This is a genomic window from Dyella sp., from assembly GCF_051962475.1.
In the GTDB taxonomy this organism is placed as follows: Bacteria; Pseudomonadota; Gammaproteobacteria; order Xanthomonadales; family Rhodanobacteraceae; genus Dyella_A.
Genome location: NZ_JBQCCF010000047.1, coordinates 1 through 14,166, shown reverse-complemented (window position 1 = coordinate 14,166; position 14,166 = coordinate 1). Strand labels below are relative to the sequence as shown.

At 66.8% G+C, this 14,166-nt stretch carries 12 protein-coding genes; 7 read left to right on the top strand and 5 right to left on the bottom strand.

Features of this window, described 5'->3' with window-relative positions:
* Positions 1–42: 42 nt before the first annotated feature.
* The 3 genes from ACTHJF_RS10335 to ACTHJF_RS10325 all read right to left on the bottom strand — a co-directional run bounded on the left by ACTHJF_RS10335 (position 43) and on the right by ACTHJF_RS10325 (position 5,827).
* Positions 43–1,545 carry a tryptophan halogenase family protein gene (locus tag ACTHJF_RS10335; protein ID WP_440267034.1) on the bottom strand — a complete coding sequence of 501 codons (1,503 nt, stop codon included), beginning with the start codon at positions 1,543–1,545 and terminating at the stop codon, positions 43–45.
* Positions 1,546–1,685: 140 nt separating this feature from the next.
* A complete protein-coding gene (locus ACTHJF_RS10330; protein ID WP_440267033.1) occupies positions 1,686–4,757 on the bottom strand; it encodes a TonB-dependent receptor in 3,072 nt (1,023 codons plus the stop codon).
* Positions 4,758–4,792: 35 nt separating this feature from the next.
* Positions 4,793–5,827: a LacI family DNA-binding transcriptional regulator gene (locus ACTHJF_RS10325; RefSeq protein ID WP_440267032.1), complete on the bottom strand. Its 1,035-nt coding sequence runs from the start codon at positions 5,825–5,827 to the stop codon at positions 4,793–4,795.
* 436 nt (positions 5,828–6,263) lie between these two features.
* Between ACTHJF_RS10325 and ACTHJF_RS10320 the strand changes: the two genes are divergently transcribed.
* The 6 genes from ACTHJF_RS10320 (at position 6,264) to ACTHJF_RS10295 (ending at position 10,583) form a co-directional block, all read left to right on the top strand.
* On the top strand, positions 6,264–6,722 hold the full coding sequence (locus ACTHJF_RS10320) for an SPFH domain-containing protein (protein WP_440267031.1): 459 nt from the start codon (positions 6,264–6,266) through the stop codon (positions 6,720–6,722).
* Positions 6,723–6,854: 132 nt separating this feature from the next.
* Positions 6,855–7,514, top strand: a complete 660-nt coding sequence (rsmG, locus tag ACTHJF_RS10315) for a 16S rRNA (guanine(527)-N(7))-methyltransferase RsmG (protein ID WP_440267030.1) — start codon at positions 6,855–6,857, stop codon at positions 7,512–7,514.
* A gap of 40 nt (positions 7,515–7,554) precedes the next feature.
* Positions 7,555–8,403: a ParA family protein gene (locus ACTHJF_RS10310; protein ID WP_440267029.1), complete on the top strand. Its 849-nt coding sequence runs from the start codon at positions 7,555–7,557 to the stop codon at positions 8,401–8,403.
* Between the two features lie 2 nt (positions 8,404–8,405).
* Complete coding sequence (locus ACTHJF_RS10305; RefSeq protein ID WP_440262817.1) at positions 8,406–9,275, top strand: ParB/RepB/Spo0J family partition protein; 870 nt, start codon at positions 8,406–8,408, stop codon at positions 9,273–9,275.
* A gap of 146 nt (positions 9,276–9,421) precedes the next feature.
* On the top strand, positions 9,422–10,138 hold the full coding sequence (locus tag ACTHJF_RS10300; RefSeq protein WP_431635008.1) for a glycosyltransferase: 717 nt from the start codon (positions 9,422–9,424) through the stop codon (positions 10,136–10,138).
* 76 nt (positions 10,139–10,214) lie between these two features.
* Complete coding sequence (locus ACTHJF_RS10295) at positions 10,215–10,583, top strand: DUF488 domain-containing protein (RefSeq protein ID WP_440258872.1); 369 nt, start codon at positions 10,215–10,217, stop codon at positions 10,581–10,583.
* A gap of 7 nt (positions 10,584–10,590) precedes the next feature.
* Here ACTHJF_RS10295 and ACTHJF_RS10290 read toward each other — a convergent pair whose 3' ends face one another.
* The gene (locus ACTHJF_RS10290; RefSeq protein WP_440267109.1) at positions 10,591–11,562 is read right to left on the bottom strand and encodes a patatin-like phospholipase family protein; all 972 of its coding nucleotides are present in this window, start codon (positions 11,560–11,562) and stop codon (positions 10,591–10,593) included.
* A gap of 106 nt (positions 11,563–11,668) precedes the next feature.
* Here ACTHJF_RS10290 and ACTHJF_RS10285 point away from each other — a divergent pair, with 106 nt between their 5' ends.
* Positions 11,669–13,555 carry an SLC13 family permease gene (locus ACTHJF_RS10285; RefSeq protein WP_440267028.1) on the top strand — a complete coding sequence of 629 codons (1,887 nt, stop codon included), beginning with the start codon at positions 11,669–11,671 and terminating at the stop codon, positions 13,553–13,555.
* 80 nt (positions 13,556–13,635) lie between these two features.
* On the opposite strand, the gene ACTHJF_RS10280 is transcribed toward ACTHJF_RS10285, so the two are convergent.
* Positions 13,636–14,166, bottom strand: a 531-nt coding sequence (locus ACTHJF_RS10280) for a helix-turn-helix transcriptional regulator (protein ID WP_440267027.1), incomplete at its 5' end; no start/stop codon positions are given.

The window sequence follows — 14,166 nt, the reverse complement described above, 5'->3', positions numbered from 1 at the left end:
CGCGGTCGAGGCGCCGGGGAGCGCCGGGAAGGGGACGAAAGGTCAGGCGGCGCAGTGCCGCGCTATGAACGCTTCGTGCGGGGGCATGGCTTCGACGCAACTCTCGACGACATTGCGCACGCTTTGCATGAAGTGGCGGAGGTCCTGTTCGGGCATCTGGTCTACCAGAGTGTGATAGCGCTCGGGCATGATTCCTTGGCCCAGCATCACCTGCACCCAGCTGACTAGCCCGAACATCTCGTTGCCGTCGCGGAAAAAGCTGCCGGTATCGTGAAACAGCGCAATGTTCTCGCGCAGCGAGTCAGGGATCGCCATCTCGCGGCACTGCTGCCAGAACGGGTCGCCTTCGCGCTGGTTGACGTGGTAGTGCAGGATCAGGAAGTCGCGGATGCGCTCGGCTTCCCACGCCGATTCCCGGTTGAAGCGGTCCTGCAGAACCTGGCTGCAATCGCGGCGGGGAAACAACGAAAGCAGACGGCTGATGCCCGACTGGATCATGAAGATGCTGGTTGATTCCAGGGGTTCCATGAAGCCGCTCGCCAAGCCCAGCGCCACTACGTTGCGGCTCCAGGAGCGTTTCCGACGCCCGGTCACGAAGCGCAGCGGGCGGGGGTCGCCCAGCGCCTTGCCATCGAGGTTCGCCAGCAGCGAGGCCGCTGCTTCGTCGTCACTCAGATGGGCGCTGGCGTAGACGTAGCCGTTGCCGGTGCGGTGCTGCAACGGGATACGCCACTGCCAGCCGGCCTTGCGTGCAGTGGAACGGGTGTATGGCGTCGGCGGCCCGACTTTCTCGCAGGCCACTGCCAGCGCTCGATCGCACGGCAGCCAATGCGTCCAGTCCTCGTAGCCGGCATGCAGCGTCTGCTCGATCAGCAGCCCGCGGAAGCCGGAGCAGTCGATGAAAAGATCGGCCTGGAGCCGCTCGCCACTTTCCAGGACCACCGACTCGACGAATCCGTCGTCCGGCCGCAACACGGTATGGGCAATCTTGCCCTCGGTGCGTTGCACCCCGCGCTTCTCGGCATAACCGCGCAGGTAGCGGGCATAGAGCCCGGCATCGAAATGATAGGCGTAGGCGATGTTGGCCAACGGGGAGTTGGCGGGTGCATCGCTGGCCGAGGTCATGAACCGGCCGTGCGACGCGGCCAGGGTATTGAGTGAATAGGCGCCGATGTCGTCGGCGAAGCCCAGCTTGCGCGCCTTGAGCCAGAACTGGTGGAACGGCTGCATGGCGATGTCATGCCCGATCGTGCCGAAGCCGTGGATGTAGGACTCGCCTGGACGACTCCAATCGTTGAACTGGATGCCCAGCTTGAACGTGCCCTGGGTCTGGCGCACGAACTCGGCCTCGTCGATCTCCAGCAGTCGATTGAACAGGCTCAGGTGTGGCACGGTCGCCTCGCCCACGCCGACGGTGCCGATCTCCTCCGACTCCACCAGACGGATCGCGCAGCCGTCGCCGAGCACCTTGGCCAGCGCGGCTGCCGCCATCCAGCCGGCGGTGCCACCGCCCACCACGAGGATGCTCTTGATTGGATCGTTCATCTCGACTGCCTGTTGCCCGAAAACACGTGAGCCAACTCTTGAACTCGGGAGCCGGCGTGCGAATGATTCAAACGCCGCCCCCAAAAGAGACAAGGCCCGCCGGAGCAGGCCCTGTCGGGGTGAAGCGTTCAGCCGGCAGGTTAGAACTTGATGTCGGCGGTCAGCTTGTACGTGCGCGGCACGCCCATGATGTTGCCGTCCTTGGTGTAGACCGGCGTGTACCCGTTGTCGAAGAAGTCGGTCGTGTCCGCGTAGTTCTTGAAATTGAACACGTTCAATGCATCGAAGCGGACTTGAAGCGTGAGGCCGCGGCCGAGGTCGAAGTTCTTTGACGCCTGCAGGTCCACGTCGCGGTAGCCGAAGACCGGGCCGCCGAACAGGAACTTCGAGCCCTTCGGGATGCCGACCACCGGCCACGCCGCCGACATCTCGCCCTGCGCGCCGACCGAGTTCGGGTACAGGTTGCAGCAGGCGATCGCCGACCGCGGCGTCGAGGTCTCCAACACCAGCTTGCCGGCCACCGTGATCCCCCACGGCGCGTCCATCGAGCCGGTCACCACCAGGCGGTGCTTGGGCGCCGCGCTGGAGAGCTGGAACGGGTAGTCCTTGATGCTCGGCAGGTCGAACGCGTAGCCGTCCGAGTACAGGCGGTTCTGCGTGGCATGCGTATGGGTGTAGGCGATGGTCATGCCCCAGCCGCTCTCGCGGGTGTAGGGCTTGTCGACCGACAGCAGCAGCTGGGTGTTATAGGTGGTCTTGCCGTTGTCGAACAGGATCAGGCTGCCGATGCCCGGCACGCCCGAGTCGCCCCACTGGTTGGTGTTGGTGCCGTAGGTGTAGAACTTGCCGTTCGGGTAGCGGTTGCCGAGCTGGCCGACGATGCCGTTGTACTGCAGGATGCGGGCCAGCGTGACGCTGGTGTTCCAGTCGCCCAGCTTGTTGCGCATGCCCAGGCTGTACTGGTCGGAGTAGGGCGACTTGATCTTGTTGTTGATCATGTCGACCTCGCTCACGCCGTTGCCTAGGCCTTGCAGCGTGGCGGCGTTAAGGTACTTCGGATCCCACACGAAACACGATTGGCCGTCCGCCTGCCCGGGCCCGCAGCCGTTGATGCCGTTCGGGTTCTCGAAGTAGATATCGGGCTCGGACAGCGCGTTCTTGCTGTTCTCCAGCGAGATCACGTCGAACAGGTTGCGGTCATAGGCGCGGCCGGCACCGCCGAAGATCACGTGCTCCTCGTCGCCGTTGAGGTCGTAGGAGAAGCCCAGGCGCGGCTGGATTTCGTTCTTCTGCGATTTACGGTTGTGGCCGTTGCTGATGTAGTCGTTGATGTTGATGCCGCCCGCAGCCAGGCTTTGCGCATACGAGTGGTCGATGGTGACCGTACCGTTGCCGTCGGTGAACTCGTAGTTGGGCGCATTGATTGCATCGACGACCGGCTGCAGGGTCTTGTAGTTCAGGAACTGCGGCGACTTTTCATAGTCCCAGCGCACGCCGAGGTTCAGCGTCAGCTTGTCGTTGACCGCCCAGTCGTCCTGGATGTAGGTGCCGAACTGCTTGTTCTTCGACACTGCAGTCAGCGGCAGGCCGGAGTTCACCTTGCCAAAGGTCACCCGATACGGTACCGATTCGGTGCCACCGGGGCCGACGTTGTAGAAATAATTAGCAGCGGTGGAGCTGTCGCGGTCGTCGAGCTGGACCTCCTTGTACTTCACGCCCATCTTGATGACGTGGTCGCCGTGCCACTCAAGGTCGTTGAAGGTCAGGTTGTCCTGGATCGCATTACCCTTTTGGCGCGCCTCAAAGTATTGGCGCGGATCCTGGCCATTGATCAGCAGGATCGTGTCGGTCGGCTGGGGATCGTTCCAGACATAGCTCGTCGCCGGTGCGTCGGTGATCGCCGAGGGCGAATCCAGCGTGCTCTCGTAGTTCCACATCAGCTCGTTGAACCAAGCATCGGCGCTGTGTTGCCAGCGCGCGTCGATGCGCTTGTCGTCGTTGCGGTAATTATAGTTGGCTGACGGCGCCGTGGTGATGCCTGCACCGTAGATCTGGCTCTCCTTGCGGATCTTCGTACTCAACTCGAAGCGGTCGCGGTCGGTCGGTTCCCAGTCCAGCTTGCCGAAGTACAGGTTCTCCTTGAACGGCAATGCGCTCGGCCCGAGCTGGGCGCGGGCGTCCGCCGGCAGGTACGTGTTGTACGGCACGTTGTTGTAGGTGTGGTTGGAGCCGGTAGTGGTGGTCGGCGTCTGGAACTCCTTCGCCTCATACGTCACGAAGAAGTGCAGCTTGTCCTTGATGATCGGACCGCCGATCGCGCCGCCGTACTCGCGGCTGACGCCGCGGGCCTTGTTGTGGGCTTCCGCCTCGGCCGGCGTCTCGGCGCGTAAGCGGTCGCTGGTGAAGGTCTCGAAGGCTTCGCCGTGGAATTCATTGGTGCCGGACTTGGTCTCGGCGGTGATCGCCGCCGAGGAGATCTGGTCGTACTCGGCCTTGTACTGCGAGGTGATTACCTTGTACTGGCCGATCGCCAGCTGCGGGAACGGGTTGCCCGCGTCGCCATCGTGGTTGGGGCCGGCCTGGCCGGCCAGACCGCCGCCGTGGACGTAGTTCTTCTGGCCGACGCCGTCGATGTAAACATTTACATTCGCAGCCGGCTGGGCTCCAGCCTTGATCGCAGTTTTGCCGTTCTCGGTGGTGAACGCCATGCCCGGGACGGCGTCAGCGAACTCGAGGAAGTTGCGGGTGATCTGCGGCGTGGTGTCGATCTGGTGCAAGGACACCGTGGCGCCAACCTCCGAGGTCTTCACCTCGGTAAGGGTCGTGGCCGACACGCTGACGCCGGTGAGGTTGGTGGCGTTGGCCGCCGACGGCGCCTCGGTGCCGGCCGCGGGGGCCGAGAAGTTGAGGGTGGCCGTCGAAGCCACGGTCAGCGTGACGTTCTGCTGCGTACCCGGGCCGGCATCCACCTGGTAGGTGCCCGGCGGCAGGCCGGTCAGTGTGTAGCTGCCGTCGGCACTGGCGTTGGCGCGGCGCGTGGTGCCGGTCGCTGGGTTGAATGCCGTGACCGTGGCGCCGGCGGCCGCCTTGCCGCGCAAGGTGGCGTAGGCCGACTGGCTCCATGCCGTCGTAGGGGCCGCGCCGATCGCCACGACGGTGGTGGCGATGACGCTGGCGAGCAGTTTCTTCTTCAGTTGCAGTGGAGCCTTCATGACTACCCTCCCAAAGGGATGTTGCTGATGTGCCCTCAACGGGCTTTCTTGGTTGATTTGCTGTCGTGCGGACGTGCACCGCAGCTGTCGCGCACCACCACTTCACAGCCGAGCGTGTCGGTGGAAGGTGTGGTCTGGTCGGATGCATCCAGCAGCGCGGCCAGTCGCTCGAGCGCACTTCGCCCCAGGTCCACGATGCGTACGCGCACCGTGGTCAGTGACGGGGTGACGTAGCGCGCGATCGGAATGTCGTCGAAGCCGGCCAGCGCGATGTCGCGGGGTACCTCAAGGCCGGCTTCCTGAAAGGCGTAGAGGCAGCCGATCGCCATCATGTCGTTGCCAGCGAATACCGCTTGCGGGCGTGCGCCGGTGGTCAGCAGCTCGCGGCCCGCGCGGTAGCCCGATTCCTCGGTGAACGCGCCGGCGACCACGCGCACCGGTGCGCCGGGCGCGAATTCGGCCATGGCGGCGCGATAACCGTGCTCGCGCTGCGCGGCGTCGAAGTTGCCGTCGGGACCGGTGATGAAGGCGATCTGCCGGTGCCCGGCATCCACAAGGTGACGCACCATCGCGCGTGCGCCGCCTTCGTTGTCGATGTTGAGCACGCTGTAGTGCTCGCTGCGCACCGCGCTGTTGAGCAGCACGGTGGGGAGCGCTTCGGGCAGGTTGGCGTGCAGGAACTTGACGTCCGCGCGCGAAGACAGGATCAGCATGCCGTCGACCCGGCCGCGCATGGCGCGCAGCGCGGCGGCCGCGTCCTCGACCCCGTCATGCGCGCTGGACACCAGCAGATGCAGCCCACGGGCGCGCGCCGCCAGATCGATGCCGCGGATCAGCTCGGAGAAGAACTCGCCATGCAGGTCCGGCAACAGGGCGCCGATGGTGTGCGTGCGGCGGGTGATCAGGCTGCGCGCAGCGCTGTGCGGGACGTAGCGCAGGCGGTTGGCGACGGCGCGGATACGCTGCTCCGTCTCGGCCGTCACGCCGCCGTTGCCATTCAACGCGCGCGACACGGAAGCCACCGACACGCCGGCCTCCCGCGCCACGTCTTTGATGGTCACTGTCGTCACGGTTGCGCCCTTTTGCGCGCCCGGGCCCGGGCGCTGTGGCGGAACGTAAACGTTTTCATCGCAACTTGTAAAGCTTTTGCAAAACAGGCATTTGCTGCGCTGCGCAAGGGTTTGCCCGGGGTTTTGCCATGCGAACCTCAACCCTCAGCCAGCACCATGGCTTGCGCCGGTCTCTGCTGTGGCCGACGACGTTCATGCAGCGCAGCAAGCCCGGTCGCTACCTATCGGCTGGCGCGGTTCAAGCGCCGCGTTCCGCGGCCGATATGCCAGGCGACGGTCCGCCGCGTGGCCGCACCCGCATGTCGGGGTGTGGCGTGCATCACGCCTGGAGGACTGGACGGAGTCCGTCGTTAAATTTAAATTAATCCAAGCCAGTACAGTTCCCTGTACCCTTAATCTCGGTTTCACAGCACAAGTCGATCCCAAACTACTGATTATGCTTACTCTGACCGCCATCCTCGTTGTCGCCCTCGCTGGCTTTGCCGCCAGCGCCGTGCGCCACGTGCCGATCGGTCAGGTGCATAGCCTGTATCGCCGCGGCAAGCCGCTGCGTCTGCTGCAGCCGGGCACCCACTGGGTGCTGCCGGGGTTGGACCGTATCGGTCACCGAATCGATCTCGCCGGCCAGGTGCTGCGCTTCGAGCAGCCGCAGACCGACAGCCAAGAGCTACGTGGCACCGTGTACTGGCAGGTGCTCGAGCCCGAGCGCGCCGACGCGGTGATCGACGAGGCCGCCCAGCTGATCCGCCGCAGCGCGCTGGACGCACTCAGCGTCGAGCCGATGCCGAGCAGCGCCGACCGGCGCGACCTGGGTACGCGCATGAAACAGGCGATCAACGGCGTACTGCGCGAGCGCGGGGTGATGGTCACGCGGGTGGAGCTGGAGATCGCCTGAGCGGAGATTCGCGCAGCGTCGCCCGAGAGCGGCCGCGCCAGGGGAGTTGCGCATCGCTTGCCCGCTTCGGCGGGTTTTCTTTTGTCTGCGGCCGGCCGGATACTCACCGGCCCTCGCCCACCGGGAACCGACATGACCGAGCGCTCCGCCCTGCAACGCCGCCTCGAAGAAGGCATCGCCGCGCTCGGCCTCATGCTGCCGCCGGAAGCGGTGTCGCGCCTGCTCGATTACCAGGCCCTGCTGGTGCGCTGGAACGCCACCTACAACCTCACCGCCGTGCGTGATCCGGCCGAAATGGTCACCCGTCACCTGCTCGATTCGTTGGCGATCCTGCCTTACGTCACCGGCACGACGCTGGCCGATCTGGGCACCGGCCCTGGCTTGCCCGGCATCGTCCTGGCGATCGCCGCGCCGGGGCGCGCAATCGCCCTGGTCGATTCCAACGGCAAGAAGGTGCGCTTCCTGCGCGAGGCGATCCGCGCGCTCAAACTCGAGGGCGTGCAGGCGGTGCAGTCGCGGGTGGAGGATGTGCAGGGATCGTTCGACTGCATCACCGCACGCGCCTTCGCCAGCTTCGCCGACATGCTCGGCTGGGGTGGTCACCTGCTCGCTCCGGGCGGGCGCTGGCTGGCGATGAAGGGCCGCCGTCCCGACGAAGAACTGGCCGGGCTGCCGCCCGGGTTCGCCCTGACCGCGCTGCACGCGCTCGCGGTGCCGGGGCTGGAGGGCGAGCGTCACCTGGCGGTGATCGAGCACGCCCCGGCACCCGCCCCGCACGCGGCAGCCTGTTAATCTAGTTCTCCTTTTCGCCAGCGCACGGTACCGACGACACATGGCCCGCATCATCGCTGTCGCCAACCAGAAGGGCGGTGTCGGCAAGACCACCACCGCCGTCAATCTCGCCGCGTCGCTGGCTGCCGCCAAGCGCAAGGTGCTGCTGGTCGATCTCGATCCGCAGGGCAACGCCACCATGGCCTCGGGCGTGGACAAGAACCACACCAAGCCGAACGGCTGCGAAGTGCTGCTGGAAGAAGTGCCGATCGAGCGGGCCATCGTCCCCACCGAAGCGCACTACGACCTGCTGCCCGGCAACGGCGACCTCACCGCCGCCGAGCTCAAGCTGATGGACGCGCTGGCGCGCGAGAGCCGACTCAAGGAACAGCTGGCCAAGGTGGCGAGCAAGTACGACACCATCCTCATCGACTGCCCGCCCTCGCTGCACCTGCTCACTCTCAACGCGCTGACCGCCGCCGACGGCCTGCTGATTCCGGTGCAGTGCGAGTACTTCGCGCTGGAGGGTTTGTCGAGCCTGCTCGACACGGTCAAGGCAGTGCGTCAGCGGCTCAATCCGCAGCTGGAGATCGAAGGCCTGCTGCGCACGATGTACGACGTGCGCAACAACCTCGGCAATGAGGTCTCGGCGCAGCTCACCCAGCACTTCGGCGACAAGGTGCTGCGCTCGATCATCCCGCGCAACGTGCGCCTGGCCGAGGCGCCCAGCCACGGCCAGCCGATTCATCTGTACGACCGCAGCTCGCGCGGCGCGATCGCCTACATCGGCCTGGCCGGCGAGATCATCCGCCGCGAGCGCGGTGCTCAGGCGGCGTTGGCCGCGCTGAGCGAAATGCACGACGATCACGACGGCGCGCGCGACGCGACGATCGACCTTCATCAGGAGTAAGCATGGCCGCGAAGAAGCGTGGACTCGGACGCGGGCTCGACGCCCTGCTCGGTGGCGATGGCGCCGGTACGCCATCGGTGATCGAGCAGGAGGGCGAGCTGCGCACGCTGCCGATCCAGCAGATCCAGCCCGGCAAGTACCAACCGCGGCGCCACTGGAACGACGAGGCGCTGGACGAGCTGGCCGCCTCGATCAAGGCGCAGGGCCTGATCCAGCCGGTGGTGGTGCGCGCGCTGGGCAAGCACAGCTACGAGCTGATCGCCGGCGAGCGCCGCTGGCGTGCCGCGCAGCGGGCGCAGATGAGCGAGATTCCGGCGCTGGTGAAGGACGTGCCGGAAGTCGCCGTGCCGGCGATGGCGCTGATCGAGAACATCCAGCGCCAGGACCTCACCCCGCTGGAAGAGGCCGATGCGCTCAAGCGGCTCATCGACGATTTCGACCTCACCCACCAGCAGGCCGCCGATGCGGTGGGCCGCTCGCGCGCTTCGGTATCCAACCTGCTGCGGCTTACCGAACTGCCCGCTTCGATCAAGAAGCTGCTCGACGAAGGCAAGCTGGAAATGGGCCACGCCCGCTGCCTGATCACTCTGCCCGAGCGCGAGGCCGAATCGCTGGCGCTGGAGGCCGCGCGCAACGGCTGGAGCGTGCGAGAGCTCGAGGAGGCCGCGCGCAAGGCGCAGGCTGCGCCCAAGGGCAAGGCCAAGCGCGCCCCGACGCGCGATCCGAACGTCGCCGACCTCGAGCGCGAGCTGGCCGAGCGCTTCGCCACCCGCGTGGAGCTGCTCTCCCAGGGGCGCGGCGGCAAGGGTAAGCTGGTGATCCACTACCACAGCAACGACGAGTTGGACGGCATCCTCGGCAAGATCCGCTGAGGCTTCCTGTAGGGGCGCACCCTGTGCGCGAATGCTTTTGGCTTTGATGTCGATCGGTAGCGTAAGCATTCGCGCACAGCGTGCGCTCCTACAGGGCGGCGGCATCGGCGATAATCACGAACTTACGTATTTCCGGACTGGCCCCCATGCCCCAGCTCTCCGTCGTCGTCCCCGTCTTCAACGAGCGCGACAACATCCCGCCGCTGCTCGCCGAGATCGCCGCCGCGCTGCGCGGCAAGGTCGACTACGAGGTGATCTACGTCGACGACGATTCCACCGACGACAGCCGCGACGTGCTCAAGGCGCAGAAGGCCAGCCATCCGGAGCTGCGGGTGATCCATCACGTCAACCGCAGCGGCCAGAGCACCGCGGTGTGGAACGGCGTACGCGCGGCGCAGTCGCCCTGGATCGCCACGCTGGATGGCGACGGTCAGAACGACCCGGCCGACATCCCCAAGCTGCTGGCCGCGCGCGATGCCGCTGCCGGCAACGTGCGTCTGCTGGCCGGCTGGCGCACCACGCGGCGCGACAGCTTCAACAAGCGCATCTCCTCGAAGATCGCAAACGCGGTGCGCTCGCGCATGCTCAAGGACGCCACGCCGGACACCGGCTGCGGGCTGAAGCTGTTCGAGCGGGAGGTGTTCCTGCGCCTGCCTTACTTCGACCACATGCACCGCTACCTGCCCGCGCTGGTCAAGCGTGCCGGCTTCCAGAGCCAGAGCGTGCCGGTGGGCCATCGCCCGCGCACGGCCGGCACCTCCAAGTACGGCATGCTCGATCGCCTTTGGGTGGGTCTGGCCGACCTGCGCGGCGTGGCGTGGCTGATGCGCCGGGGCAAGGTCACGGCGGTGGAAGAGCTGTAACTCTTCACGCCGGCTTTGCGGCGCCCGCCGCGACAGCGGCGTAAGCTCAAGGACTTTCCCGGGCGCGGAGCGGCGCATGGGCATTGCTATCAAGCGGATCTACGCACCCGCGGGTGCGGGCGACGGCTATCGGGTGCTGGTCGATCGACTGTGGCCACGCGGCTTGCGCAAGGAAGATGCCGCGCTGGACGGCTGGTTGCGCGAGGTCGCGCCTTCGCCTGCTCTGCGCCGCTGGTTCGGCCACGAGCCGTCGCGCTGGGAGGGCTTTCGGCATCGCTACGCGGCCGAACTGGACACTCTGGCCGACCACTGGCGTCCGCTGGCCGATCGCGCGACACATCACCGGGTTACCCTGCTCTACGCGGCGCGCGACGAGGAGCACAACCACGCGCTGGCGCTGAAGAACTACCTCGAAACCTGGCTGCGCGCGCACGGCCCGCGCTGAGGCACGCTCATTCCTCGGGCTGGCGCTGGCGCATCACGCCCTGGCGGCTCCAGTCCTGCAGGGCGGCGCGGGCGCGTTCGTGGCCCAGCTCGATCAACTCGCGCGCCCGGTAGAACTCGTAGGCGGTGGAAACGTTGCGCGGCATCTGGATCAGCAGATCCGGTGCGTAGGCGGCCAGGCGCAGCCGTGCGAGGTTCGACTGCATCAGGTCCATCGACTGGTTGAGCAAATCGAGCGCCCCAGGCATGGCCGGGCTGTCCGCGACGCTGCTGCTGCCGGGCAGCATCCGGCCGAGCCACTCGGCGATCCGGCCGCGGTGGCTGGCGTCGTCCGCCTCCACCACGGCGGTGGCCGGCAGCTCGGCCGGCCCGTCCACGCTCACGGCGATCAGGTAGTCGGCGCGCTCGCGCATCAGCGGGGTCACCGGCACCGGATTGAGCAGGGCGCCGTCCAGCAGCAGTCGACCGTCGATGCGGTGGGGCCGGAACACGGTGGGAATCGCGATGGAGGCACGGATGGCGTCGAACAGCGATCCGCGGGTGAGCCACACCTCGCGTTCGCGCTCCAGGTCGGTGGCCACGGCGGTGTAGGCCAGTGGCAGCTCCTCGATGTGCACGTCGCCGATCAGCTCGCGCAGCGTGCCAATCAGCTTTTCGCCCTTGATGAAGCCGCCGCCGGAGAAGGTCCAGTCGAGCAGGCGCAGCACGTCGATCTTGGCCAGCGCGGTGACCCAGTCGCGGTACACGTCGAGCTTGCCCATCGCGTAGATGCCGCCGATCAGCGCGCCCATCGAGGTGCCGGCGATCGCCACCACGTCGAAGCCGGCGGCCTCGATCTCCTCGATCACGCCGATGTGTGCCAGGCCCTTGGCGCCGCCGGCGCCGAGCGCCAGCGCCACGGTCGGTCGGCTGCCATGGGTGGGGCGCTCGGGGGTGGTCTGGATGTCGTGCCCGTCGGACGGGGTATCGAGGTGGGCCATGGGCTCGCGCAGGCGGTAGCGGGTCATAACGTTGTACAAACACCCGGATTCCGTACGATGCCAGAAAGGCCCCGCAGCAGCGACCGCGACCGCATCCACACCCGGGATGGCGGCGGCGCAGCAGACGCCAGGCGGCGGCCTTCTTCCGGGAACTATTGATGCGCCTTACCTTGCGACGACCGCTGCCCGCGGCTGCCACCGGCTCCCCTGTCCCCGAGGTCGCCGCATGACCTGGCAGGCCTGGGCCACCGTGGCGGTGATCGTCGCGGCGATGGCGCTGTTCGCCAGCGAGAAAGTGCGCATCGACCTGGTGGCGCTGATGGCGCTGGCGGCGCTGGTGATCCTGGGCATCGTGAGTCCGGCCGAAGCCCTGAGCGGCTTCAGCAACGAGGCGACGGTCACGGTGGCCGCCATGTTCGCGCTGAGCATGGGCATCGAACGCTCCGGCGCGCTGGAGCCGCTGAGCCGATTGCTGGTGAAGATCCGTCGCCCCTGGCTGCTGACGCTGGCGATGATGCTGGCGATCGCGCCGTTGGGCGCGTTCATCAAGAACATCGCGCTGGTCGCCACCTTCCTACCGCTGGCGCTCAAGGTGTGCCAGCGCACCGGTACCGCGCCCGGCCGGGTGCTGATGCCGATGGCTTTCGCCGCACAGATGGGCGGCGTGTGCACGCTCATCGGCACCTCCTCCAACCTGCTGGCCGACACACTGGCGCAGAAGCACGGGCTGCAGCCGTTCGGCGTGTTCGAGTTCACGTCACTGGGCGCCGTGCTGGCGGTGGTGGGCATGGTCTACCTGATGCTGATCGGCCGCTGGCTGCTGCCGCGGCACATCGACACCGACATGCCGGTGGAGGCGGAAATCGGCAAGTACGTCACCGAACTGGAGGTCACCGAGCAGTCCTCGCTGCTGGGCAAGAGCATCGCCGATGCCAGCCTGGGCGAGCGCTACGGCGTGTACCCGCTGGAGCTGCTGCGCGGCGAGCGGCGCATGTGGTCGCCGCGCTCGCAGCAGATCGCCCGTGGCGACGTGCTGCTGGTGCGCGGCGACTGGGAGAAGATCGAGGAGTTCCGCCGCCAGGCCGGCCTGCGCAACGCGCCGGAAAGCCACTACGCGCACGCCGACGACCGCCCGCGCGTGCTCGCCGAGATCATGGTCGCGCCGGCCAGCCCGCTGGAAGGTCGCCGCTTTGGTGAAACCGGCATCGGCTGGCGCTACGACGCGGTGGCGCTGGCGATCCACCGGCGCGGCCAGGTGCTGCGCGAAAAGCTCAGCGACGTGTCGCTGGCGGTGGGCGACGTGCTGCTGGTGCTGGTGGCCGAGGAGGCCATGACCAACGTGCGCAACGACGAGTCGTTCATCGTGCTCAGCGAGCGCGAGAACGCGCCGCGCACGCCGCGTAAGGCGCTCTATGCGGTGGCGATCATGGCGGCGGTGATCGTGGCGTCGGGCCTGCGCTGGCTGCCGATTCCGATAGCCGCTATCTGCGGCGCCACCGCAATGGCGCTGGCCGGCTGCTTTGGCCGTAAAGACGTCTACGAGGGCATGGACTGGAAGATCATCATCCTGCTCGGGGCGATTCTGCCGTTGGGCGTGGCGATCGAGAAGAGCGGTCTGTCCACCGCGGTGGTGCACATGGGCATGGCGGTGATCGGCAGCCATGGTCCGCTGGCCGCGCTGCTGATGATCTACCTGCTCACCGCGCTGCTTACGGAACTGATGGGACACAACCCCTCGGTGGTGCTGATGGTCGGCATTGCCGCCTCGGTGGCGCAGGCCATGCACGTGGATCCGCGCCCGTTCGTGGTGGCGGTGGCGTTCGCGGCGGCCACCTCGTTTGCCACGCCGGTGGGTTACCCCACCAACACCATGGTGTATTACGCCGGCGGCTATCGCTTCACCGACTTCATGAAGGTCGGCATCCCGCTCATCCTGCTGTTCTGCGCGCTGTCGATGTGGCTGATCCCGCAGCTGTGGCCGTTCCATCCGTAGGCGGCGGCCCGGTTTTCCGGAGCTTTCCCGCGAGCGCCGGCCCTTCACCAGCCTTCTCCCGAGAGGGCTCCAGCGTGAAGCTAGCGGGGGACCTGCTGGTAGCCGCCCAGCGCCATGTGCAGCAGGCTCTTCATTTCCTCGCGCAATGGCAGTGGCGCCACCACTTCGGCATCCGGGCCGTACTTGAGCACGTCCATCAGCAGCTCGCGCGACTTCGAATACGGCACCTTCAGCTCGTAGCGCCCGTCGGGTAGCCATTCGCCCTTCTGCTGCGAGTGCCAGTGCTCGTCGGCGACCCAGCGCGCGGCGTGGGCAGAGAAGCGGATCGTCGCCCAGGCCTTGGGCTTGCCGGCGAAGATGCCGTAGCTGGAAGCGAGCCATTCGTTGAGATCCGCCTCGGGCACGTCGATCGCCGCTTCGTCCAGTGCGTGCGGATCGGCGATGCGATCCACGGCGAAGCTGCGCAGGGCTTCGCGATCGTGATCCCACGCATCCAGGTACCAGTTGTCGCGGTAATGCGTCAGCCGCTGCGGCGACACCGTGCGCTTGCTTTCATTGTTGGTGGTGCGCGCGCGGTACAGGAAACGCAGCTGCTTGCGATCCAGCACCGC

Coding starts and splice junctions, on each gene's coding strand:
- ACTHJF_RS10335 (WP_440267034.1), bottom strand. CDS start 1,545: ATGAACGATCCAATCAAGAGCATCCTCGTGGTGGGCGGTGGCACCGCC.
- ACTHJF_RS10330 (WP_440267033.1), bottom strand. CDS start 4,757: ATGAAGGCTCCACTGCAACTGAAGAAGAAACTGCTCGCCAGCGTCATC.
- ACTHJF_RS10320 (WP_440267031.1), top strand. CDS start 6,264: ATGCTTACTCTGACCGCCATCCTCGTTGTCGCCCTCGCTGGCTTTGCC.
- rsmG (WP_440267030.1), top strand. CDS start 6,855: ATGACCGAGCGCTCCGCCCTGCAACGCCGCCTCGAAGAAGGCATCGCC.
- ACTHJF_RS10310 (WP_440267029.1), top strand. CDS start 7,555: ATGGCCCGCATCATCGCTGTCGCCAACCAGAAGGGCGGTGTCGGCAAG.
- ACTHJF_RS10305 (WP_440262817.1), top strand. CDS start 8,406: ATGGCCGCGAAGAAGCGTGGACTCGGACGCGGGCTCGACGCCCTGCTC.
- ACTHJF_RS10300 (WP_431635008.1), top strand. CDS start 9,422: ATGCCCCAGCTCTCCGTCGTCGTCCCCGTCTTCAACGAGCGCGACAAC.
- ACTHJF_RS10295 (WP_440258872.1), top strand. CDS start 10,215: ATGGGCATTGCTATCAAGCGGATCTACGCACCCGCGGGTGCGGGCGAC.
- ACTHJF_RS10290 (WP_440267109.1), bottom strand. CDS start 11,562: ATGGCCCACCTCGATACCCCGTCCGACGGGCACGACATCCAGACCACC.
- ACTHJF_RS10285 (WP_440267028.1), top strand. CDS start 11,669: ATGGCGGCGGCGCAGCAGACGCCAGGCGGCGGCCTTCTTCCGGGAACT.